The organism is Peribacillus alkalitolerans, assembly GCF_010882125.1.
GTDB classification, from domain to species: Bacteria; Bacillota; Bacilli; order Bacillales; family DSM-1321; genus Bacillus_BN; species Bacillus_BN alkalitolerans.
This window is the reverse complement of sequence record NZ_JAAGVZ010000025.1, coordinates 17,262-38,721: the sequence shown is the minus strand read 5'-3', so window position 1 is coordinate 38,721 and position 21,460 is coordinate 17,262. Positions and strand designations below refer to the sequence as shown.

The 21,460-nt window shown below is 38.7% G+C and carries 18 protein-coding genes and 1 riboswitch; of the genes, 6 read left to right on the top strand and 12 right to left on the bottom strand.

The genetic code is table 11. The annotated features are described in order from the left end of the window. Positions 1–516: 516 nt before the first annotated feature. Both G3O09_RS19505 and G3O09_RS19500 read left to right on the top strand, forming a co-directional pair. Positions 517–1,077 carry an RNA polymerase sigma factor gene (locus G3O09_RS19505; RefSeq protein WP_163103116.1) on the top strand — a complete coding sequence of 187 codons (561 nt, stop codon included), beginning with the start codon at positions 517–519 and terminating at the stop codon, positions 1,075–1,077. Next, positions 1,067–2,725 carry a hypothetical protein gene (locus G3O09_RS19500; RefSeq protein WP_163103115.1) on the top strand — a complete coding sequence of 553 codons (1,659 nt, stop codon included), beginning with the start codon at positions 1,067–1,069 and terminating at the stop codon, positions 2,723–2,725. The genes G3O09_RS19505 and G3O09_RS19500 overlap by 11 nt, the downstream gene beginning before the upstream one ends. Before the next feature lie 114 nt (positions 2,726–2,839). Here the strand turns inward: G3O09_RS19500 and thiE are convergent, their stop codons facing one another. The 11 genes from thiE to tenA are packed head-to-tail and all read right to left on the bottom strand — an operon-like array spanning position 2,840 to position 11,576. Beyond that, positions 2,840–3,445: a thiamine phosphate synthase gene (gene thiE, locus G3O09_RS19495; protein ID WP_240338499.1), complete on the bottom strand. Its 606-nt coding sequence runs from the start codon at positions 3,443–3,445 to the stop codon at positions 2,840–2,842. 35 nt (positions 3,446–3,480) lie between these two features. Continuing rightward, on the bottom strand, positions 3,481–4,293 hold the full coding sequence (gene thiD / locus G3O09_RS19490; RefSeq protein WP_163103113.1) for a bifunctional hydroxymethylpyrimidine kinase/phosphomethylpyrimidine kinase: 813 nt from the start codon (positions 4,291–4,293) through the stop codon (positions 3,481–3,483). Between the two features lie 15 nt (positions 4,294–4,308). Continuing rightward, positions 4,309–5,331 (bottom strand): thiazole biosynthesis adenylyltransferase ThiF, encoded by a 1,023-nt coding sequence (locus tag G3O09_RS19485; protein ID WP_163103112.1) that lies wholly within the window; start codon positions 5,329–5,331, stop codon positions 4,309–4,311. Further along, the gene (locus G3O09_RS19480) at positions 5,328–6,092 is read right to left on the bottom strand and encodes a thiazole synthase (RefSeq protein ID WP_163103111.1); all 765 of its coding nucleotides are present in this window, start codon (positions 6,090–6,092) and stop codon (positions 5,328–5,330) included. The genes G3O09_RS19485 and G3O09_RS19480 overlap by 4 nt, the downstream gene beginning before the upstream one ends. A gap of 1 nt (position 6,093) precedes the next feature. Next, positions 6,094–6,297 carry a sulfur carrier protein ThiS gene (gene thiS, locus G3O09_RS19475; RefSeq protein WP_163103110.1) on the bottom strand — a complete coding sequence of 68 codons (204 nt, stop codon included), beginning with the start codon at positions 6,295–6,297 and terminating at the stop codon, positions 6,094–6,096. Then, positions 6,281–7,402 carry a glycine oxidase ThiO gene (gene thiO / locus G3O09_RS19470; protein ID WP_163103109.1) on the bottom strand — a complete coding sequence of 374 codons (1,122 nt, stop codon included), beginning with the start codon at positions 7,400–7,402 and terminating at the stop codon, positions 6,281–6,283. Before thiO ends, thiS begins: the two co-directional genes overlap by 17 nt. Then, complete coding sequence (tenI, locus tag G3O09_RS19465; protein WP_163103108.1) at positions 7,386–8,042, bottom strand: thiazole tautomerase TenI; 657 nt, start codon at positions 8,040–8,042, stop codon at positions 7,386–7,388. Before tenI ends, thiO begins: the two co-directional genes overlap by 17 nt. Next, positions 8,032–8,829, bottom strand: a complete 798-nt coding sequence (locus tag G3O09_RS19460) for an energy-coupling factor transporter transmembrane component T family protein (RefSeq protein ID WP_163103124.1) — start codon at positions 8,827–8,829, stop codon at positions 8,032–8,034. The genes tenI and G3O09_RS19460 overlap by 11 nt, the downstream gene beginning before the upstream one ends. 2 nt (positions 8,830–8,831) lie before the next feature. Next, positions 8,832–10,274 (bottom strand): ABC transporter ATP-binding protein, encoded by a 1,443-nt coding sequence (locus G3O09_RS19455; protein ID WP_163103107.1) that lies wholly within the window; start codon positions 10,272–10,274, stop codon positions 8,832–8,834. Between the two features lie 17 nt (positions 10,275–10,291). Beyond that, positions 10,292–10,870, bottom strand: coding sequence for an ECF transporter S component (locus G3O09_RS19450; RefSeq protein ID WP_163103106.1), 579 nt, complete (start codon positions 10,868–10,870; stop codon positions 10,292–10,294). Then, entirely contained in the window at positions 10,863–11,576 is a 714-nt protein-coding gene (gene tenA, locus G3O09_RS19445; protein ID WP_163103105.1) for a thiaminase II, read from the bottom strand. The genes G3O09_RS19450 and tenA overlap by 8 nt, the downstream gene beginning before the upstream one ends. 126 nt (positions 11,577–11,702) lie before the next feature. Continuing rightward, positions 11,703–11,810, bottom strand: a riboswitch (TPP riboswitch). Between the two features lie 526 nt (positions 11,811–12,336). Between tenA and yugI the strand changes: the two genes are divergently transcribed. Then, positions 12,337–12,747: a S1 domain-containing post-transcriptional regulator GSP13 gene (yugI, locus tag G3O09_RS19440; protein WP_163103104.1), complete on the top strand. Its 411-nt coding sequence runs from the start codon at positions 12,337–12,339 to the stop codon at positions 12,745–12,747. A 42-nt stretch (positions 12,748–12,789) separates the two neighbouring features. Here the strand turns inward: yugI and G3O09_RS19435 are convergent, their stop codons facing one another. Then, a complete protein-coding gene (locus G3O09_RS19435; RefSeq protein WP_163103103.1) occupies positions 12,790–14,199 on the bottom strand; it encodes a sigma-54 interaction domain-containing protein in 1,410 nt (469 codons plus the stop codon). A gap of 269 nt (positions 14,200–14,468) precedes the next feature. Between G3O09_RS19435 and pruA the strand changes: the two genes are divergently transcribed. The 3 genes from pruA (at position 14,469) to G3O09_RS19420 (ending at position 21,402) form a co-directional block, all read left to right on the top strand. Beyond that, positions 14,469–16,016, top strand: a complete 1,548-nt coding sequence (pruA, locus tag G3O09_RS19430) for an L-glutamate gamma-semialdehyde dehydrogenase (RefSeq protein WP_163103102.1) — start codon at positions 14,469–14,471, stop codon at positions 16,014–16,016. Between the two features lie 21 nt (positions 16,017–16,037). After that, positions 16,038–17,228, top strand: a complete 1,191-nt coding sequence (locus G3O09_RS19425) for an ornithine--oxo-acid transaminase (RefSeq protein WP_163103101.1) — start codon at positions 16,038–16,040, stop codon at positions 17,226–17,228. A gap of 1,129 nt (positions 17,229–18,357) precedes the next feature. Next, entirely contained in the window at positions 18,358–21,402 is a 3,045-nt protein-coding gene (locus G3O09_RS19420) for an efflux RND transporter permease subunit (RefSeq protein WP_163103100.1), read from the top strand. The last annotated feature ends 58 nt before the right edge of the window (positions 21,403–21,460 follow it).

Below are 21,460 nucleotides of genomic sequence, written 5' to 3'. Positions count from 1 at the left end.
CATTTCCTTCGTGCGGTGTTTAATCGAGGAAGCTTATTCAATGTCCTGCGGGAAAAAGAGGGAAGTGGGAGAACCCACAGGCGATAACGCCAGGAGGCTCCCGTCCCTCCCCGCGGATAGCAAGTGCCCCTAGCTGCAATCAACGGACCAAATTTTATAGTCTAAATCAACATTCTTTGTAAAAAGAGCCTTGCAATAAAAAACCGGACAAAGGGATTCCTTTGTCCGTCAAAAAGGGGGGAATACTTCAGAAAACAAGAAGTGCCTTTTCGGCAATTAATGTTTCCTGTACTAATCCTAAGATTAGTAGGAAAGCTATATTCCCATTATGTCCCATATACAAGAAATATATACATAGAAAAGGGTGACTCAAAAAGTTCTTTATTTAACGACTTTTAGAGCACCCTTTTTCTAATCTTCTTGGTGAATTGCATTTTTTATGAAACAAATTCGCATTGGCTGACGTTCTATAAGCAACTTTAAAGTATTTCTACCTAGGTAAAGGAGGGGAGACGTTTGGAAGAAGAATTGATCAGTCGTGCGAAACGTGGAGACAAGACGGCTATGACGGAATTGATTCGTCAATATGCACCTATTGTGGAGAAATTCGCCTATCAAATGGGCAATTCAAGAAATGATATTGAGGACATTACTCAAGAGGTTTTCATTAAAGTCTTTCGCTTTATAAATCAATTTTCACAAGCTAAATTCACCACTTGGCTATATAAAATAACCTTGAATGTCACAAAGGACTATTACAGGAAAAAACAAAGTCAAACTAAGAAACTATTTTTTTTCCAAAGACAGAGAAATGTGGTTATTGAGCCAGGTACAGAAGAGGGAGTTCTACAAAGTGAGGAAGATCGATATTTACACCAATGCATTCTAGAATTAGATGAAAAATACCGTATACCCATCATTCTTTATTATTTTCATGATTGTAAGTATGACGAAATAGCAGACATTTTAAATACGAATCTATCCACCATCAAAACACGCCTATTAAGAGGGAAGGAACAATTAAAGAAAAGACTAGAACAGGACAATAGGAAGGAGGGTGGACAAGATGGAAGATAACCAGTTAGAAAAAAGGTTAAAGCAGCTGGGCGATGCCTATGAGTCGATCCCAACGAATACAGATTACGACCGATTGGCAAAAGTAGTGATTCGTGAAACAAAACCAGTGAAAAAATGGGCGTTTCCCTATGTGGCCAGTTTAATTGGTGTAGGAATCATTGTTGGGATATTGTTGATGGGGATTCTTCAAAATACAAAGGAAGATAATCTTCATTCAGAAAATCCAAATGATACAGTTGTGCCGCCGGATAAGGAAAAGAAATCGAATGAAAATGCCTATCGATTAAAGAGTTATGAGGAGTTAGAGAGGTACTTTGAGAAAAAGGTTGCTGAAACATCCGAAAGACTTGGCTATACAGACTTTAAAGATAGCGATCTTGTAAATGAAATCCGAAGTAGAATCGTTTCATTAAAGGAACAAGAGGATTTAAAAACTGAGGAACAAGTACTTGAGTCCATTCAAGCCACTAAGGAGGAAGTGGATTATTTTTTAACAGCCCCTTCTTATTATCTTGAAAAATTATCATCAAATCTCGAATCAGAAGAGCAAGAGGTTCTGTTTTATGATTATATGAGTCAAATGAAGCGACTCCAGTCTATCCTACACAATAAAATATCAGCCATTTTTTCTAACGAAGACATGTCTGATATCGTCAGTATTGTAGCAAAAATGAACGAGGGCTTGTATCACGGAAGCGATGAAGCGACACGTTTTGTGAAAGCTTTGAAAGAAAGTGGCTATTCTTTTTCAACGAAAGAAGGTTTTTTGGAGCTAAACATCAATTATATATCCATTGCTGACAAAATTGGAGCTTCTGCTGGGCAAGAAATTACTCAGTATCTAAATCTGAAAATCGACCAACCACAATTAAACGATGGGTCATATTCTGGAAGCTGGCATGAAATAGGAGACTATCTATTACTAAGCGAAGAAACCATTCTTGGTATGGAAGAAGGAGTTTTGAAAGAAGAATTGAAACATGATTATCGGTTATTTTTTGCGATCTATTTATTAGGTTTGCCAAATGACCCCGTGTTTGATTGGAATGGGAAGATGAATGAAGATATCAAACACGCTTGGGGAGAAATGGAAGGTGATTCCACTTCACAAACTGCTCAATCTGCCATAACTTTTATTACTCCGTTAAAGGAAAACGAATGGAAAAAGCCAGCAGAATTCGAAACAAGTGAAGTACCATACCCTGAATTTTCGATTTCAGATGGAGTGTCGAATAATCAAAATCAAGAGATCATTGAAGAACCAATTTTACCTCTATCAACACAACTGCAATCTAAATATGATGAATTTCAGGCATCCAGCAAGGAAGAAATTCTGAATGGGTTATCGGCATTTGATGTCATGAGGCTATATTTTCATGCGGAAAATGAAAAAGATTATGGGACACAGTATGATCTGTTAAATAAACCAGATGATTTTGTATCGAAGGAAAAATATATTGAAGAGAGTTCCAATCCATTGTTCAATGGACCATCCAGTATAGAGGGTTATCGATATGCCAAAGAATACTGGATGGATGGAGAAATGGTCGGAATTGAATTGTTCTACAGTAATGGCGAACAAAGTAAAGTGTTCCAAATGGATGAAGTCAACGGAGTTTGGAAAGTACAAATTATGCCTTTTCAATAGAGCAATATTTGATCATATTATTTGCTCGTAAAAATAATCCCCAACAAGTAGATCTTGAAAGAGTGCAAATAACTCTTAAAGTTCTACCTGAGGGGATTTTATTATAATTGGAAGTTATTTACTTTGAATCAGATGTTTTACCATTTTAGAAAGGGTGGAGGCATTCTTTGGATTGGTAGAAATAGCAGAAATAACTGCCACTCCATCCGCACCTGCATGAAGAACCTCAGAGAAATTGGTTGTACTTATACCCCCAATTCCTACTAATGGGATTGTTATCCCTGATGCTCGGATTGATTGAATAACAGTAGGACCCTGAACTTCTCTAATATCTGGTTTTGTATGAGTAAGGAACATGGGTCCGATACCTAAATAATCCGCCCCACATTTTACGGCATTTTGTGCTTCCTCGACATTATGTGCAGAGACACCAAGAAACTTGTTACCGATTAGCTTCCTAATTCCATCCATATTACCGTCTTCTTGTCCGATATGTACCCCATCTGCTTCTATTGATAATGCTAATTCAATGTCATCATTGACAATAAAGGGGACCCGATATTTTTTACAAAGGGATTGCCATTCCTTTGCTAAATTTAATTTATCGTCACCCTGTAGACATCCGATGCCTTTTTCACGGAACTGAACCATAGTTACTCCGTTGTTTAAAGCTTCTTTTAAAACTTCGGTTGGATTTTGAATACAATTAGTACTCCCCATAACTAAATAAACCTGTAAACTGTCCCTTAAGTTAATCACACACGCACACCTGCCTTATTAAACGCCCAATGATTGGTTGGTCCATGTCCATTGCCAATCCCTATTTCATTTAGGATAGCAGAAGTAATAAACAGCTTGGCGGTATGCACCGATTCATAAACGCTATGTCCTTTTGCTAATTCTGCGGTGACGGCGGATGCAAAGGTACATCCAGTTCCATGTGTATGCTTAGTATTAACTCTGATACTACGAAACTCATAAAATTCATTCCCGTCAAAAAGGAGATCCGTAGCTTCTTTGCTAGAAGAGAACGTGTCATGACCTCCTTTAATGACGACATGCCTTGCCCCCATATCAAATAGCTTCTTGGCAGCTTCTTTGCGATCATAATCCGATTGAATCTTCAATCCTGTTAATACTTCAGCTTCTGGAATGTTTGGTGTAATAACATAGGCTAATGGTATAAGGTTATCTATTAGAGCCTGCACGGATTGTTTTTGTAAAAGAGAGGCCCCGCCTTTTGCAATCATAACTGGGTCTACAACCAGCTTTGACCATGCATGGGATGAAATAAAATCTGCCACGCCTTCAATGATATCAGAGCTAAATAACATCCCTGTTTTTACCGCTTCTGGAGGTAAATCATCGGCAATAGAAGATAACTGATTTAAAACAGCTGCAGGTTCAACCGGGTATACTCCTTGGACACCTTTTGTATTTTGGGCTGTGATAGCAGTTATGACAGACATGCCATATACCCCTAGCTCTTGGAATGTCTTTAGGTCTGCTTGAATCCCAGCACCTCCACCACTATCGGAGCCAGCAATCGTCAATGCTTTATGTACCATGTTCTTTCCTCCGTTTCATCCTAGATATCGATGGTAGAAAGACTTTGCTTCCTTAATATCCTTTGTTCCATGTATTAGGGCCCGACCATCCTGGAATAAAACCATCCTTTGAGTTCCAATTGTGAAAGAGATGAGGTAAGGGTTTTGTTTAACATTGCCACCTTTCCCTTCTAATCTACCTGCAACCTCCTCGAGGTCTAATTTTTGTGGAGAAGCAGGGCGGATCTGAACGGAGTCTCTTCCACACAGGACGGCAGTTTTCATCTGATTTTCAAATTGAAGATAAGGAAATGTGGGGTGATTGCCACATGAGGGGCAATCGTCTTTTTTTAATTTGGACAGATCTAATCGTGTAAAATCGTTTTTCCACAAATCGAATGAAATCACTCCATTTCTTAATGCATCCCAATCTTCTACAAGAACTTTTAAGCCTTCAGCAGTTTGATTGGAGACAACCATTGATACAGCAGGACTTATGATGCCTGCTGTATCACAGGTTAACCCTCCTATCGGAATGTGGTTCATTAAGCAGTGTAAACAAGGAGTCACTCCTGGAATGATCGTAAAGGAAATACCATAGCTACCTACACAGGCTCCATAAATCCAAGGAATGTTATATGCTTGTGATACATCATTGATTATCATCCTAGTATCAAAATTGTCCGTAGCATCTATGATGAGGTCGACATTTTTTCCGTAATGGAGGAGCTCTTTAGGTGCTGCATCCATAATAAGAGCTTCTATTTCTACCTCAGAATTAATTTTCTGGAGACGATCTTTAGCTGCTACTGCTTTTGGTATGCGATTTAGAGCATCGTTTTCACAGTATAGCTGCTGTCTTTGTAAATTGCTCCATTCTACATAATCTCTATCAATAATCGTTATTTTTCCTACTCCAGCTCGCACAAATGCTTCAGCATTCCCTGTTCCTAACGCACCTGCACCGATAATCAACACATGCTTTTGTAAAAGTTTGTGTTGCCCATTTTCTCCAATTGGTTGGAAAAGTGTTTGCCGTGAATATCGACTTCCATTCAAACGCTTAACCCCTCCATTGGGCTGCTTGCAGTAGCATATCGCTTTTTAGAAATTCTTCCTGCTTCAAACCCTAGTCGGCCAGCTTGAATCGCCAGTTTCATTGCGATTGCCATTTTTACGGGATCCTTAGCAGATGAAACAGCAGTATTTAAAAGTACTGCATCAGCACCTAATTCCATTGCAAAAGCGGCGTCAGCAGGAGAACCTACCCCTGCATCAACGATTACAGGTACCTTAGCTTGTTCGATAATAAAGCTTAAGTTGATAGGATTGATGATTCCTTGGCCAGATCCAATTGGAGAAGCACCTGGCATAATCGCATGAGCCCCGAGCTCTTCTAGCTTTCTTGCAAGTACAACATCATCCGAGGTATAAGGAAGAACGATAAAGCCTTCTTTTAAAAGTTCTTCAGTGGCTTTAAATGTTTCGATGGGATCAGGTAGTAGCGTTTTATCACACCCAATCACTTCAACTTTTATCATGTCGCATAACCCGGAAGCTTTCGCTAATTTTGCAAGTCGAACAGCATCCTGTGCAGTTTTGGCACCTGCTGTGTTTGGTAACAATGAGTACTTTTTTATATCTAATTTTTCTAAGAAATTAGGCTGACTCTGTTCGAAAATATTCATACGTCGAACCGCAAATGTTAATATTTCTGTCTCTGATTCTTCTACAGCACATTGTTGGATATCGAAATTTGGATACTTCCCCGTACCTAACAGTAATCTAGAATGAAATGAGTGTTTTCCTATATTTAGCATCTCAGCCGCCTCCTACAAATTGTACAATCTCAATGGAATCTTGCTCGTTAACTTTTGTATGTTGATGTTCCTGTTTTTCCAATATCACATGATTTTGTTCGATAATGACTACTCGGTTTTCTAAATTAAAATGCTCTATTAAATCTGAAATGGTGGAAATGGAATTGGGTACTTGAACGAATTGACCATTAATTCGTAACTCCACGTATTTCACTCCTTGTTTTAAGTGTGTTTAATGCTAATAGAAGATGAGATTCCTTTCCTTCTACTAAGTCAGCCATGATTACACCGGTGATGGGTGCCAATAAGATGCCATTACGATAATGACCTGTCGCAATGGATAGACCTTCCCAATCTGCACATCTTCCCATTAGAGGTAAGCCACTTTGTGTTCGGGGGCGTATGCCTGCCCAGGCTCTATCCAATTTAGCATTGGCTAGTCGGGGGACGAGAGAAATAGCTCTAGTCATTAAACCAGAAATTCCTTTTAGTGAAACGGATTCATCAAAAGTATGAAGATGTTCAGTGGCACCTATTAGAAGACGCCCCCCAGCCTTTGGAACGATGTAGCACCCATTAGTGAAGATGGTCCTTTTTATCAAATTTTCACTATCATATACAGAGAAGCATTCACCCTTGACTGGATAACTTTTTACCTCAATATCAACCTGTTTCAGTAATTGTTGACTCCATGCTCCGCCTGCAACTATGACTTCATCTGCAAAATAGGATTCCGTCAATGTTTTGATTCCAATAATCCTTTTACTTTCTCTTATAAAATCATAAACGGATGTATATTCTTTTATCTCGGCTCCTAAACGTTGAGCTGACACTGCAAATGCTTTAGTAAGATTTGGAGCAGATACATTTCCATCTTTTGGGAGGTGTAATCCACCGTAGCTACTGTGCGATAGGTTCGGTTCAAAGTTTGACAATTGGGAAGGTGACAGCCATTCAACTTGATCGCTTTGGAGAGACATCTCTTTAAGTTTATCTTTTTCTCCTTCAGTTTGTGCAAGCTTAATCATCCCATTTTGAATAAGTTCAATATCTATTCCACAAATATCTTTTAATTCCTCAGAAAGTATCGGGAGCATATCTCGACTTTCCTTGGCTAATGAGAATAGATGCTCGTTATTATGTAACTCGGTATGAACACCTAGCATTCCTGCTGCAGCCTTAGAAGCTTTACTCGAAATCTGATTTTCTTCTATTAACAGCACTTTCTTTTTTCTTTTAGCCAGTTGATAAGCAATTGAACTTCCAATTACTCCTCCGCCAACAATGATGACGTCATAATATTGTTTCAACTCGACTCACCACCTGATCTAATTTTTCTCTATAAAGCTTTGCGGAATCTAACGGATTATCAGATTGTAAAATGCCAGATAATACGGCTATTCCGTTGCAGCCTGATGATAAAACTTCTATCGTATTCTGTTGAGTGATTCCTCCAATCGCGACAATAGGAATGGGGACAGTTTGCACGATGTCTTTCAATTTTTGGATTCCTACTCCTGGTTTACCCTCTTTTGAAAGGGTAGGGAAGATGTTCCCGTACAGTAGAAAATCTGCTCCTTGTTGAAAGGCATGCTTCGCTTCTTCCATTGAATGAATCGATGAGCCCATTTTTAATGTAGGGAAGACTTGTTTAACTAGAGAACCTTCAATGCTATGGTGAGTTAGTTGAACTCCTCCTGTTTTCATTAGATAGGCGATGTCCACTCTGTCATTGACCATGATTTTCTCAAGAGGGAAACCAGCACTACCTAGAGCTTCTATGGTCATCACAATTTCTTTGGCGGTCCAGCTTTTCTCGCGAATGTGAAGCACATCAATATAAGAATGGATGCTACCAGCAATGTCCACGAGCTTTTGAATAGATTGTTGCCCTGTTGATATGACGTGTAATTGGTTCTTGATACCATTCAAATTCTTACTATTTTCCATAACGGACATCTCCTACTGGGAAAATTGGAAGAATAGTTGAAACATAGAAACTTACGAAAATGATGACCATTATTAACGCAATAAAGAAACCATCATACTTTGAAAAACGAATCTCATAAAAATAGGTTCGATGCTTATTTCCTGTAAACCGTTTGGCCTCCATGGCAATGGCAATCCGATGAGCCCTTCGAATGCTCCCAGCAAGAAGAGGAATAGAATAGGTTTTTAGTTTATGATAAAAGCTTGTTAAGCCTTTGTTCTGTGCAATACCCCTGACCTTCATGGCGTTTCGTATTGTAAAAAATTCCTCGACCATGATCGGGATTAATCGGTATCCAGCCATAAAGCTGTAAGCATATTTGGGTTTAAGGTGAACCTGCTGCATTAACGAGTAAAACAGCATAACTGGTCGAGTTGTAAGAGCAAATAGTAACCCTAATGTTGCAAAGATAAATGCTCTAAAACCAAGATGTATTCCTCGATAAAAACTTTCCTCTGAGATTTGAATAAGCCCCCATTGGAACCAAATGGTTTCGCCTTTGCCAAACAAAATCATGGAGGATGCAGTCGAAATAAATACAATAAAGAAAGGGAGAACCAGCACAAATAACATTTTTTTTGAAATACCTGAAAAGAACCATAACAAAATGAAGGATATGATAGTTAAATAGGTTAACCAATTTAAAACATGAACAAAAAGGATGAAAATAAACAACCCCATTAGCACAAATAATTTGAAGCTAGGATTGATTCGATATATCCAAGTTTCCTGAAGACTCCATCCCATATTCATAAAACGAGACTCCTCACGTTATTATGAATATTTGGCTGGATCAGCTGATCTGAGACTAGTTTTCCATCCTCAATAGTCCAAACTCTTGTAGCAAAATGCTCTACAATATGTTCATCATGGGTCACAATTACAATCGTTGAACCTGCTTTCTGATACTCCTGTAGCATTTCTAATAGTTGAAAGGTATTTTTTGAATCCTGTCCAAAAGTAGGTTCATCCAATAAAATCAAATCTTGATTGTTGACAATGGAAGCTGCAACACTAAGTCTTCTTTTTTGTCCCATAGATAGCTGAAAGGGGTGTTGATTCTGATGATCGTTCAGCTTAAAACGCTTCAACAATTCTTCCACTTGTTCAGTAATCGATTTTTCATCCAGTTTCTTTAGTCTAAGACTATAGGCAATTTCATCAAAAACGGAATTCGTAACAAACTGAAACTCAGGGTTTTGAAAAACAAATGTGCACTGTGTAGGTACTTTTTTTGATTGAACCTGCTGACCAAATAGTTCATATTTACCCGTTGTTTTAATAAATTGCATGAAACTGTGAAGCGTGGTTGATTTTCCTGCCCCATTTTTCCCCACGATGGCAATCCATTCTCCTGCTGCAACATTTGCTTTTTGAATCGATATTTTAGGTTTTTTTTCGATAAATCCTTTGAAATTCTCTAATTCCATTATGAAATGGGTTGAAGGCGTAATCCGAGGTGGTGGATGGTCTTGAAGGTAATCCTCCCATGCACCTGGATACCAAACTCCCTGTGATTTCAAAACCCTCTTATATTTTGATAAAATCAATTGCTTTGGACCATCTGCTATGATTTCACCTTGATCGTTAAAGAGTATTATCCTTTCAATTAAATCAAGTACATGATCTAGCTTGTGTTCCACTATGACCAATGTCTTATCGGTGCTTATTTTCTTAACCGTGTCCCAGACAGCTTGTGTACCAGCACCATCTAAAAGTGCAGTCGGTTCATCGAGAAATAAAGTATCCGGGTTAAGGGCAAGCACAGAGGCGATTGCTAGCTTTTGTTTCATACCACCTGAGAGACTAGCGATGTTTGTATGAAGATGGTCTAAGGGTAAATCGACCATCTTCAATAAATCTTGTATTCTCTCAATCATTTCTTCTCTAGGAATCTGTAAATTCTCTAATACAAAAGCAATTTCTTCATCCACATAGGGCATGCAAAATTGGGATTCAGGATCTTGAAAAACATACCCCCATGAAAGAGGAAGCTGTTGATTTGTAGCTCTCATTGGGATTTCAACAGATCTAGGTATAATTCCAGATAACACTTGAAGCAAAGTTGATTTGCCACATCCAGATGGCCCCAAAAGTAAAACTTTCTCTTTGTCTTTTATAGAAAGTGACAGGTCTCTAAATAATAATTTTTTACGACCAGGAAATTTGAGGCGAAGATTGCCAACATTCATTCCTATGTCCTCCTTCTTTAGTGATTCAAATCATCATAATCCTGTTGAGCTACTGGTCTAACTAAACTAGTCACCCCTGTTTTTTCTAAAGCTCGAACAAGGTAAACAGCTCCAATTCCCGCGATAAGGATTGAGCCTAAGATTCTAGCTCCGAGAAACAGTGAGAGATTCCAAAATGCTAAATCCTCAATATATCCTTTAAAATAGTCCATAAAGATAGAGCCGATAGAAGAAGCCATGGCAGCCATACAAATAATCAGCATGTTTGAACGCTTATACCCAGTCATGAAGAATATGGCTTCAGCAAATAATCCTTGAATCAGCCCGTATATCAATACCTCTAGGCCCCACTCCGACCCCATTAAAAACTCTCCTGATGATGCAGCGATTTCCGCTAATAATGCAACACCTGGCTTTCGAATGATTAAAAAGGCAACCGTAGCAGCCATGAACCACATTCCATATATGAGCTGATCAGCATGCAACCCAAACGGTTTAACCAAGGAATACAGAGGCCCCCACAGTTTATAAATGATTCCAAATCCTATTGAAATAACAACGGTTACTAAAATGTCTGTTAATTTTAATTTAGACATGGACTTCACCTGCTTTAATAAAACTTGAATGAAAAACATTCTTTTCATAAGGCCACTTCTCTAACTGGTATGCCATTTCCCAAAATTGCAGCTCGTAAATACTACTCAGCATAAAATGCTCTTTTAATCGGTTGCGATCACTTTCAGTCATTGTTTCAGCGAGCTCATCCAAGCGCTTAATTTGCTCTTCTACAAGCTCCTTAAACCATTCTCCTCCATAAGCGGCAATCCATTCTTGATAGATGGTTTCTTCTGGAGAACAGTTTTTTAGGTTTTCGCCAACCTCATAGTAAAGCCAATAACACGGAAGAATAGCGGCAAGGATGTCTGCTAAACCTCCGAATTGAGCTGCTCGATACATATGTGATGTGTAAGCGTAAGCGGTTGGTGCGGGTATAAATTGGAGTCTTTCTTCTTCTGTAATACCTAATTGCCTTGAGAATTTTTCATGCAACGATAATTCAGCCTGATTTGTTCCTTGAGCATGAGCAGCCATTCTAGCAGTCGTATGTAAATCTGTTGCTTTAGCAGCACCTAACGCTTGCACTCGTGAAAAATGGGATAAATAGTAAGAATCTTGGAGAACGTAATACCTGAATTTTTCTAAAGGTAGACTTCCATCACCAATCCCTTTAACAAAAGGATGGTTAAAACTCGCTTCCCAAATCTCATTAACCTCTTTTCTTAAATACGCTGAAAATGACATAATCGATTTCTCCTTTTCTTAGACGACCCACAAATTTTGTTTCTAATGAAACAAAAAAGCCACTTTCTATGATGCAAGAGCATACAGAAAGTGGCTTGAGATCAGTACATAAAAAATCATTTATGTATCCTTCAAACACCACTTCCCTACGCTGGTATTAACCAAATCAGGTTCAAAGGGTCTTAAAGTCGAACTTTAATCTCAGCCTTTAAAAAGGCACCCCTAGTGGATCGTCATATGTAATTTTATTTTCGATGTAATCCTAACATGAATATATGAATTGTCAAACTACTTTATTTTAATTTTTTATGGAATAGGAATGATTTTCTTATGACAAAGTCTTTAATAGCAAGGTTTTTACAATGTAAAAAAAATATTAAGGTGAAAGGTAAAAGGAGTGAGGAATTTTTGCTCTGGAAAATGGATAAAGCGGGTCAGGGTGAATGCTATTGAATATCCCAATTTAAGTGATTAATGGATCTAGTGTGGATTAAAAGGTCACTTTTTAAAGATTATTTTTCGGGATAAAGGGATATTTGGATAATTTGGAGGAATTCTACGGAGAAGTGATTATGGTTATTGTAAATAAGTGAATATTAACTCTTTTCCTCACGAATTAAACATAAATTTCCGATAAGGCTTGTATATTAGCAATTTTTCTTATTCAAATTCATGTTTTTTTGATATACTCTATATTTTGTGCTATAATATATAATTGTGTGAAAAGAGACGAAATTACATTATATTTAGGAGTGTTTGCATGTCAGAAAAGATCGAAGTAGGTTCAGTAATAGCAGGTAAAGTCACAGGAATTCAACCATACGGAGCGTTTGTTGCTCTTGATGAAAAAACTCAAGGTTTAGTTCACATTTCCGAAGTCACTCATGGTTTTGTGAAAGACATCAATGACCATTTAAAAGTTGGCGACGAGGTAAATGTAAAAGTTCTTTCTATCGATGAAGCAGCAGGCAAAATTGGTCTTTCTATCCGTGCTACGGAAGAAGCTCCAGAGCGTCCAGCAGCTCAACCTAAAAAGCCAGCTGCAAAGAAACGTCCAGCAGCTTCTAAACAAATGACTTCTTATACAGACTCAACTGAAGGTTTCAATACATTAAAAGATAAACTTCAAGAGTGGATTGACCAATCTCAACGCGAAGAAGTTAAAAAATAATATGTAAATACAAAACGGATCGGCTAATGCTGATCCGTTTTTTTATTGCTTAACAATAACATATTTTCTCATCCGGTATTGAAGGTTTTGCCGACTCATGCCCAATGATTCTGCCGCTTTAGTGACATTGAAATCGTAATGCTGAAGGACTTTGCGTAAATAATATATTTCTGCTTCTTCCATATATTGATGAAGTGGTTTTACATTTTTCCCCTTTTGAATCAACAAATGAACGATGTCAGCCTTTTCGATTCGGTTTTCTTTAAAAATGGCTTTGTTTCGGAAGGAGATAGGTAAATGATTAGATGAGATTTTCTCCTCGTGATCAAGGAAATTCATTGAGCCTTCAATAATATGCTCTAGCTCTCTTACGTTTCCGGGCCAATCATATTTCTTGAAGTGAGTTAGGACAGTTTCATCTACTCCCAGCACATTCATACCAAATAGGTGATTGTATTTTTCTAGGAAGAAATGTACTAGCTCTTCAATGTCTTCTTTCCTCTCTCGAAGTGGTGGTATGAATAACGATACTACACTCAAGCGGTAATAAAGGTCTTTTCGTAACCGATTATTTGCGATGGCATCTATTGGATCCTCATTTATAGTTGCGATAATCCGTACGTCCACAGGAATATCTTTTGTATCCCCCACCCGTCGAATGGACTTTTCTTGAATGGCACGTAACAATTTCGCCTGAAGGGATGGGTTCAATGAATTAATTTCATCTAAAAGTAACGTTCCTTCTTCAGCTTGTTCAAATAATCCAGGGCGTTCTATCGCGCCAGTAAATGCACCTTTTTTAGTACCAAATAATATTCCCTCTATGAGTGTATCAGGGATAGCTGCACAGTTTTGAGATATAAAAGGTCCAGATGACCTTGGGCTTCCATTATGGATACTTTGGGCGAACAATTCCTTTCCTGTACCCGTTTCTCCTGTTATTAAAATCGAGGAGGTTGTTCGAGTCGCCCTTTTACTTGCTTCGATCACCTCAAGGAGGGCGTCACTTTTACCAATGATGCTTTCAAATGTATATTTCGTATTTCCTTGTTTAAAGATATTGTCTCTTATCATTTTTTCTAGCTTTGTAACGTCTCTAGCTATTTCTATTGCCCCGACCGTTTTGGCTTCATAAGAGATGGGGAACGTAGCATTAATGGTGGTAATTTCTTGTCCCTTATTATTAAAATAAGTTTGCTTTACATTTTGGGTCGTATGATTTTTTTTCAAAGCATGAATTAAGGTACTATCATCGTGAGTATGAAACGTGAAAACGTCCAAGATATTCTTATCTAAAACATCCTCTATGTTCATTCCTTCTATTTCCATCATTTTTTTATTGTAGACGATGGTTCTTCCACTCTCATCAATAGCATGGACACCAACATCAATCTCATCTAGAATTTTTTGATAAATAATTAAGAGCTTATTTTCTTTTTCTGAAAAAGTCATCCTGTCACCTCATCCAAGTTTATAGTATCGATGTTTCTGGATAGGTGCAAGAATATTTTGCTTTTTTGCACTTGGAAAATAACAAAAGTGCAAAAATATTTTGCGTTCATTCTCGGATTTGTTATGGTGAATTAGTAAATAATAATGAATTGAAGGCTAGTGCGACAAGAAGCGTTCTGGTCACAATACTACAAGGATTTTTTTGGCACATAACTTGCATATTAATTCAACAAGTGAAATTAGTCTTCATAATTCAGGAGGTTTAAGACATGGTACTACAATACAAACATGAACCATTTACAAATTTCAAAGAAGAAGGTAATAAAGCTGCATACTTAGAGGGTTTAAAAGTAGTACAATCCTATCTTGGTCAGGATTATCCATTGGTAATTGGTGGAGAAAAAATCACGACTGACGATAAAATCGTTTCATACAACCCTGCAAATAAAGAAGAAGTGATCGGAAGTGTTTCTAGAGCAAGCCGCGAGCTAGCCGAAAAAGCAATGCGCGTTGCGGATAAAACATTCAAGACTTGGAAAAAAGTGAAGCCGGAATCTCGTGCTGATATCCTGTTCCGTGCTGCTGCGATCATTCGTCGCCGTAAGGATGAATTCTCTGCGTTACTTACAAAAGAGGCAGGTAAGCCTTGGAACGAAGCAGATGCTGATACAGCGGAAGCTATCGATTTCCTAGAGTTCTATGCTCGTCAAATGTTGAAGCTAAAAGATGGTGTTCCAGTTGAAAGCCGTCCTGGTGAATACAACCAATATAACTACGTTCCACTTGGTGTGGGCATTATCATTTCTCCTTGGAACTTCCCGTTCGCAATCATGGCAGGTACTGCAGTAGCCGCGATTGTAACTGGAAACACGGTTCTATTAAAGCCAGCTTCCACAACGCCAATCGTTGCGGCTAAGTTCGTAGAAGTGATGGAAGAAGCAGGTCTTCCTGCCGGCGTATTAAACTTCGTACCAGGTAATGGTTCTGAAGTTGGGGACTACTTAGTCGACCACCCACGCACTCGTTTCATTTCCTTCACAGGATCACGTGATATCGGAATCCGTATTTTCGAGCGTGCTTCTAAAGTGAACGAGGGCCAAATCTGGTTGAAACGTGTCATCGCTGAAATGGGCGGCAAGGATACAATCGTGGTTGACAGTGACGCGGACCTTGAGTTAGCAGCACAATCGATCGTGAAATCCGCATTCGGTTTCTCTGGACAAAAATGTTCAGCTTGTTCTCGTGCAGTCATCGTTGAAGATGTGTACGATCAAGTATTAGCTCGTGCTGTTGAATTAACGAAAGAACTACAAATGGGTAACCCAGAAGATCCAAGTAACTTCATGGGTCCAGTTATTGATAATAACTCTTTCAAGAAAATCATGGAATATATTGAAATCGGTAAACAAGAAGGTAAATTGATGGCAGGTGGAGAAGGAGACAACTCTAAAGGTTTCTTCGTTCAACCAACCATCATTGCGGACCTTGACCCGAAAGCTCGCTTAATGCAAGAAGAAATCTTTGGACCAGTAGTAGGCTTCTCAAAAGCGAAGGATTTCGACCATGCGCTTGAGATTGCGAACAATACAGAATACGGTTTAACAGGTGCAGTTATTACTAACAACCGTGCACACATCGAAAAAGCACGTGAAGAGTTCCATGTTGGTAACCTATACTTCAACCGTGGATGTACAGGTGCGATCGTTGGATACCAACCATTTGGTGGATTCAACATGTCAGGTACAGACTCTAAAGCAGGCGGACCAGACTACCTAGTACAACACATGCAAGGTAAGACAACTTCTGAAATGTTCTAAAAAAGAGAGGGGAAACCAAAAATGAATAGAAGCGAAGAACTAATTGTCCAAACAGAGAAATATGGCGCACATAACTATCATCCACTTCCAATCGTTATCTCTGAGGCTGAAGGTGTTTGGGTCAAGAACCCAGAAGGCAAGAAATACATGGATATGCTTAGTGCTTATTCAGCAGTAAACCAAGGGCATCGTCATCCTAAAATCATTCAAGCATTAAAAGACCAAGCAGACCGTGTGACACTAACTTCCCGTGCATTCCACAATGACCAATTAGGTCCTTGGTATGAAAGAGTATGTGAATTAACGAAAAAAGATATGGCATTGCCAATGAATACAGGTGCTGAAGCGGTTGAAACAGCTGTCAAGGCTGCAAGACGTTGGGCATATGATGTAAAAGGCGTGGCGGATAATCAAGCAGAAATCATCGCATGTATCGGGAATTTCCATGGCCGTACGATGACTGCTGTATCCCTATCTTCAGAAGAAGAGTATAAGCGAGGGTTCGGTCCAATGCTACCAGGAATTAAATTAATTCCTTACGGTGATTTGGAAGCATTAAAAGAAGCAATCACTCCAAATACAGCCGCATTCTTGATTGAACCAATCCAAGGAGAAGCTGGTATTGTAATTCCAAAAGAAGGCTTCATGAAAACTGCATTCGAGCTTTGTAAAGAAAGCAATGTCCTATTTATAGCGGATGAAATCCAAGCAGGTTTAGCACGTTCTGGTAAAATGTTTGCTTGCGAATGGGAAGACGTTGATCCTGATATGTACATTCTAGGAAAAGCACTAGGTGGAGGAGTATTCCCAATCTCATGTGTGGTTGCCAACAAAGATGTATTGGGTGTCTTCAATCCAGGTTCCCACGGTTCAACATTCGGTGGAAATCCAATGGCATGTGCGGTCTCATTAGCTGCTCTTGATGTATTGGTAGAAGAAAACTTGGCTGATCGTTCTCTAGAGTTAGGGGAATATTTTGCTTCAAAATTAAAGGAAATCAACAACCCTATTATTAAAGAAGTGCGTGGTCGTGGTTTATTCATTGGAGTTGAATTACATGAGCCTGCTCGTAAATATTGTGAGCAATTGAAAGAAGAAGGCTTACTTTGCAAAGAGACTCATGATACTGTAATTCGCTTTGCTCCGCCGCTTGTTATTACACAAGAAGAGCTGGATTGGGCGATTGAAAGAATTCAAAAAGTATTAGGTTAATATATGGAATTTAAAGCACCAAGGAATCCATTTGTGGATCCCTTGGTGCTTTTATTTTTTTGTACGTAACTTAAAATGCACAAAGCCTTGCTAAAAATCGCAAATGCATCCTTGAGTGCACAAACCTGGGCTAAGATGCACAAATTCTGGGTAAAAAGCGGAAATCTCCGCAAAGATGCACAAATCATGAGTAAAAAGCGGAAATCTCCGCTAAGGTGCACAAATTCTGAGTAAAAAGCGGAAATCTCCGCTAAGAAGCACAAATCATGAGTAAAAAGCGGAAATCTCCGCTAAGGTGCACAAATTCTGAGTAAAAAGCGGAAACCTTCCCTAAGATGCACAAATTCTGAGTAAAAAGCGGAAATCTTTGCTAAGGTGCACAAATTCTGAGTAGAAAGCGGAAATCTTGGCTAAGGTGCACAAATTCTGAGTAAAAAGCGGAAATCTCCGCAAAGATGCACAAATTCTGAGTAAAAAGCGGAAATCTCCGCTAAGGTGCACAAATTCTGAGTAAAAAGCGTAAATCTTCGCTAAGAAGCACAAATTTTGAGTAAAAAGCGGAAATCTTCGCTAAGTTGCACAAATCATGAGTAAAAAGCGGAAATCTTGGCTAAAGTGCACAAATTCTGAGTAAAAAGCGGAAATCTCCGCAAAGATGCACAAATTCTGAGTAAAAAGCGTAAATCTTCGCTAAGAAGCACAAATCATGAGTAAAAAGCGTAAATCTCCGCTAAGAAGCACAAATTTCGAGTAAAAAGCGTAAATCTCCGCTAAGAAGCACAAATTTCGAGTGAAAAGCGTAAATCTCCGCAAAGGTGCACAAATTCTGAGTAAAAAGCGTAAATCTCCGCAAAGGTGCACAAATTCTGAGTAAAAAGCGGAAATCTCCGACAAGATGCACAAATTTCGAGTAAGAAGCAGAAATTAGAAGAAATTGAGCTAATCTAATGATTATTTTTAAAAAATGAGAATGAAATGGATTACCATTTCATAAAAAAACAAAGTACTCAGTTTCTTCTAGGTCTCTAGACGTAGATAAAAATGACCTCTAGTACCAATTTATTCCTTTTATACTTTCAGTTAAGATAAACAAGGTAAAGGAAAACCTGTATTTAAAGGAGATCATGAAATGAAATCAATTATTCGATTCAGTTTGAAAAACACTGTGGCATTATTGTTGTTAACATTTTTGGTCATTGGGGGAGGCATATATTCGGTTAAAATGATTAACATCGAAAAATATCCGAATGTGGATATCCCTTATATGACGGTGATTGTACCGTATCCAGGAGCATCTCCAGAACAATCCATTACGGATATAGGTGAGCCGTTGGAACGAGAGTTAATGAAGTTGGATGGAGTAGAAAATATTTATACAGATGGCGTAGCGAACGCAGCATACTCCACAATAGAATTTGACATGAGTGTGGATATGAAGGAAGTAGAAAGTGTAGTTCGTACAGCTGCAGAAAAGGTCATTCTGCCTGAAGGGGCAAAAGACATTGAAGTAAGACAAGAAGGGATTGAGCCTGATCCATCCATTTATACATTAGGTGTGTATGGAGGAACCCAAGAGGAAACAGAAAAACTTGTAAAGAACAAAATGATTCCTTTATTGGAAGGGATTGAAGGTGTGAATAAAGTTGAAGCGGATGGCATCACTGATAAAAAAGTATTCATTCGTGTTATACCTGAAAAATTATCCGAAAAAGGATTGACGATGGACGATGTGAAAAATGCCATCCTAGCAAACTCCCTATCAATCCCTACAGGGGACGTAACCGTTTCAGGTCAAGTTCTACCTGTGCGTGTTAGTAAAGAACTAACCAGTGTGGAAGATATTCAGAACATTACGTTGTTTGCAGCAGGCGCTCCTAACGCAGAAGGAAAACCTACTGTTGCAAATATTAGTTTAAAGGAAGTTGCTGAAGTAGCCTATGGGCCTGTAAACAGCATGAATTTTACAAGAATAAATGGTAAAGAAGGCTTGCGAGTAAGGATCACAGCTGAAACAGGGGCGAATATTGTAGGTATCGTAGAAAATGTTAAAAAAGAATTAAAAGATTTGTCGGTCCCTAAAAACATTGATATTGAAACACTAAGTGATCAGTCTAAAGAGATTAAAGAATCTGTTTATGCCATGTTGAGAGAAGCGATGCTAGGGGCTGGAATGGCTGTATTAGTCACTTTATTATTCTTGCGAAACATTCGCTCTACATTGATAGCGGTAATTTCCATTCCGTTATCCATACTAGCTTCTTTGACATTCCTAAATATGCTTGGCTACACATTAAATATCATGACCCTTGCCGGCATCGCTGTTGCGGTTGGTCGTGTGGTGGATGACTCCATTGTTGTAATCGAAAACGTATTCAGAAGAGTCCGTGCTTCCAAAGAAAGAAATGAAGAATTGGTTGAAACATCAACGAGGGAAGTTGCCTCAGCCATCACATCATCAACCATCACTACAGTAGCGGTGTTCCTGCCTATGGCTTTTGTGCCTGGCATTGTTGGGAAAATGTTTGCTCCTCTAGCTTGGACTATTGTAATATCACTACTATTTTCGTTATTAGTAGCCATCACAATCGTTCCTTTACTTTCAAAAATGTTCCTATTGAAGATTACTGAAAAGGAGCACAAAGAAGGATTCCTGCAAAAAGGCTACAGATACGTTTTAAATAAAGTATTGAATCATAGATTGGTCACGTTAGCGGTTGCGATAATATTACTTGCTAGTTCAGTTGCTTTCATAGCTCCTAAGTTAGGAACAACCTTCCTACCACAGGAGAAGGTTGTTAACTATGATATCAATGTGACGATGGAAAAAGGCACAGCTCCAAAAACAACTAGTGATGTAGCTGCAGATATTGAAAAGTCATTATTAGAGAAGAAAGAAATAAAAAAGATTAGCACGAGTGTGAATGGTGAATACGAAAGCGCGCTTATCAGCTTTGAAGTGAAGGATTCCATCGAAGATGTTAATGGTTTCATAGAGGATTTGAGAGAAGAATTAAAGGGATATAAAAAGGCAAATGAAGTATCCTTGACTGGTGTTGGGGGTATGGGTGGCGGAGAGTCGCAATTTGTTTTGGTAGTAAAAGGTTCAGATTTGAAGGATATTCAAACAGCAAGCAATCAAATCTCAGAGTCCTTAAAAGATATTAAAGGAATGGCAGATGTGCGTACTTCAATGGAAGGCGATGAACCTGAGATTGAATTGGATATGGATGAAGAGAAAATGAAAGAAAATGGCTTGATGCCAGCTTTAGTTGGAAAGGGACTACGTGAGGTAATTGTAGGGGATACCATTTCGACGATGAACATCCAAAATGAGAAGAAGGATATTGCTTTAACGGTTAAAATGGATCAGTTAAACTCTCTTGATGATGTTGGAGAACTTACCATTAAGAATGCTTTCGGTGCCCCTATGAAAATTAAGGATATTGGAACATTGAAAAAAGTTGAAAATAGAATGGCCATTTCCCATTTGAATGGCAATGAGTACGTTATGGTCGTTGGCCAAATTACTGATGCAAATACTGGAGAGGTTACGAAAAATGCTGATGAAGCTATAGCGAGTTTAAAGCTCCCAAAAGGTGTCTCCTACTATAAGGAGGGGGCTTCCGCAGCTATGGAGGAAGGCTTCGTTAATATGGCTTTGGCAATTGGAGTCAGTATTTTCTTCGTATACATCACAATGGTTATTGCTTTTGGAGAAGGAAAAGCCCCGTTCGTAATCTTGTTCGCCATTCCGTTTTCAATCATTGGGGCGTTGTTAGGCTTATATGCTGTCGGTGAGCCGATTGGAATGCCTGCGATGATTGGGCTGCTTATGTTGAATGGGATTGTTGTGACAAATGCGATCGTACTGATTGATCGTGTGAAACAGAATGAGCGAAAAGGAATATTCGGTCGAGAAGCCATCATCGAAGCAGGAGCAGTTCGATTAAGACCGATCTTAATGACTGCTGTTGCAACTGTTGGAGCACTGATTCCTATGGCAGTGTCAAGTCATGCAGGAATCGTTTCATCATCGCTTGCGGTGGTAGTTATAGGGGGATTGGCAACTTCAACTATGTTGACGTTAATCATTGTTCCAGTTTTATACAGTTTATTCCATCCGCAAAAGAAACAAAAAAAGATTGTTGAGGAGTCTTTGCCAAAAGCAGTCTAATAATAGAGGGGCCATTAGATTGAATCTGATGTGCTCCTTTTCTTATTTCCGATGAAGG

Coding starts and splice junctions, on each gene's coding strand:
- G3O09_RS19500 (WP_163103115.1), top strand. CDS start 1,067: ATGGAAGATAACCAGTTAGAAAAAAGGTTAAAGCAGCTGGGCGATGCC.
- thiE (WP_240338499.1), bottom strand. CDS start 3,445: ATGGGGAGTACTAATTGTATTCAAAATCCAACCGAAGTTTTAAAAGAA.
- thiD (WP_163103113.1), bottom strand. CDS start 4,293: ATGGTACATAAAGCATTGACGATTGCTGGCTCCGATAGTGGTGGAGGT.
- G3O09_RS19480 (WP_163103111.1), bottom strand. CDS start 6,092: ATGCTAAATATAGGAAAACACTCATTTCATTCTAGATTACTGTTAGGT.
- tenI (WP_163103108.1), bottom strand. CDS start 8,042: ATGGAAAATAGTAAGAATTTGAATGGTATCAAGAACCAATTACACGTC.
- G3O09_RS19460 (WP_163103124.1), bottom strand. CDS start 8,829: ATGGGATGGAGTCTTCAGGAAACTTGGATATATCGAATCAATCCTAGC.
- G3O09_RS19455 (WP_163103107.1), bottom strand. CDS start 10,274: ATGAATGTTGGCAATCTTCGCCTCAAATTTCCTGGTCGTAAAAAATTA.
- G3O09_RS19450 (WP_163103106.1), bottom strand. CDS start 10,870: ATGTCTAAATTAAAATTAACAGACATTTTAGTAACCGTTGTTATTTCA.
- tenA (WP_163103105.1), bottom strand. CDS start 11,576: ATGTCATTTTCAGCGTATTTAAGAAAAGAGGTTAATGAGATTTGGGAA.
- yugI (WP_163103104.1), top strand. CDS start 12,337: ATGTCAGAAAAGATCGAAGTAGGTTCAGTAATAGCAGGTAAAGTCACA.
- G3O09_RS19435 (WP_163103103.1), bottom strand. CDS start 14,199: ATGACTTTTTCAGAAAAAGAAAATAAGCTCTTAATTATTTATCAAAAA.
- pruA (WP_163103102.1), top strand. CDS start 14,469: ATGGTACTACAATACAAACATGAACCATTTACAAATTTCAAAGAAGAA.
- G3O09_RS19425 (WP_163103101.1), top strand. CDS start 16,038: ATGAATAGAAGCGAAGAACTAATTGTCCAAACAGAGAAATATGGCGCA.
- G3O09_RS19420 (WP_163103100.1), top strand. CDS start 18,358: ATGAAATCAATTATTCGATTCAGTTTGAAAAACACTGTGGCATTATTG.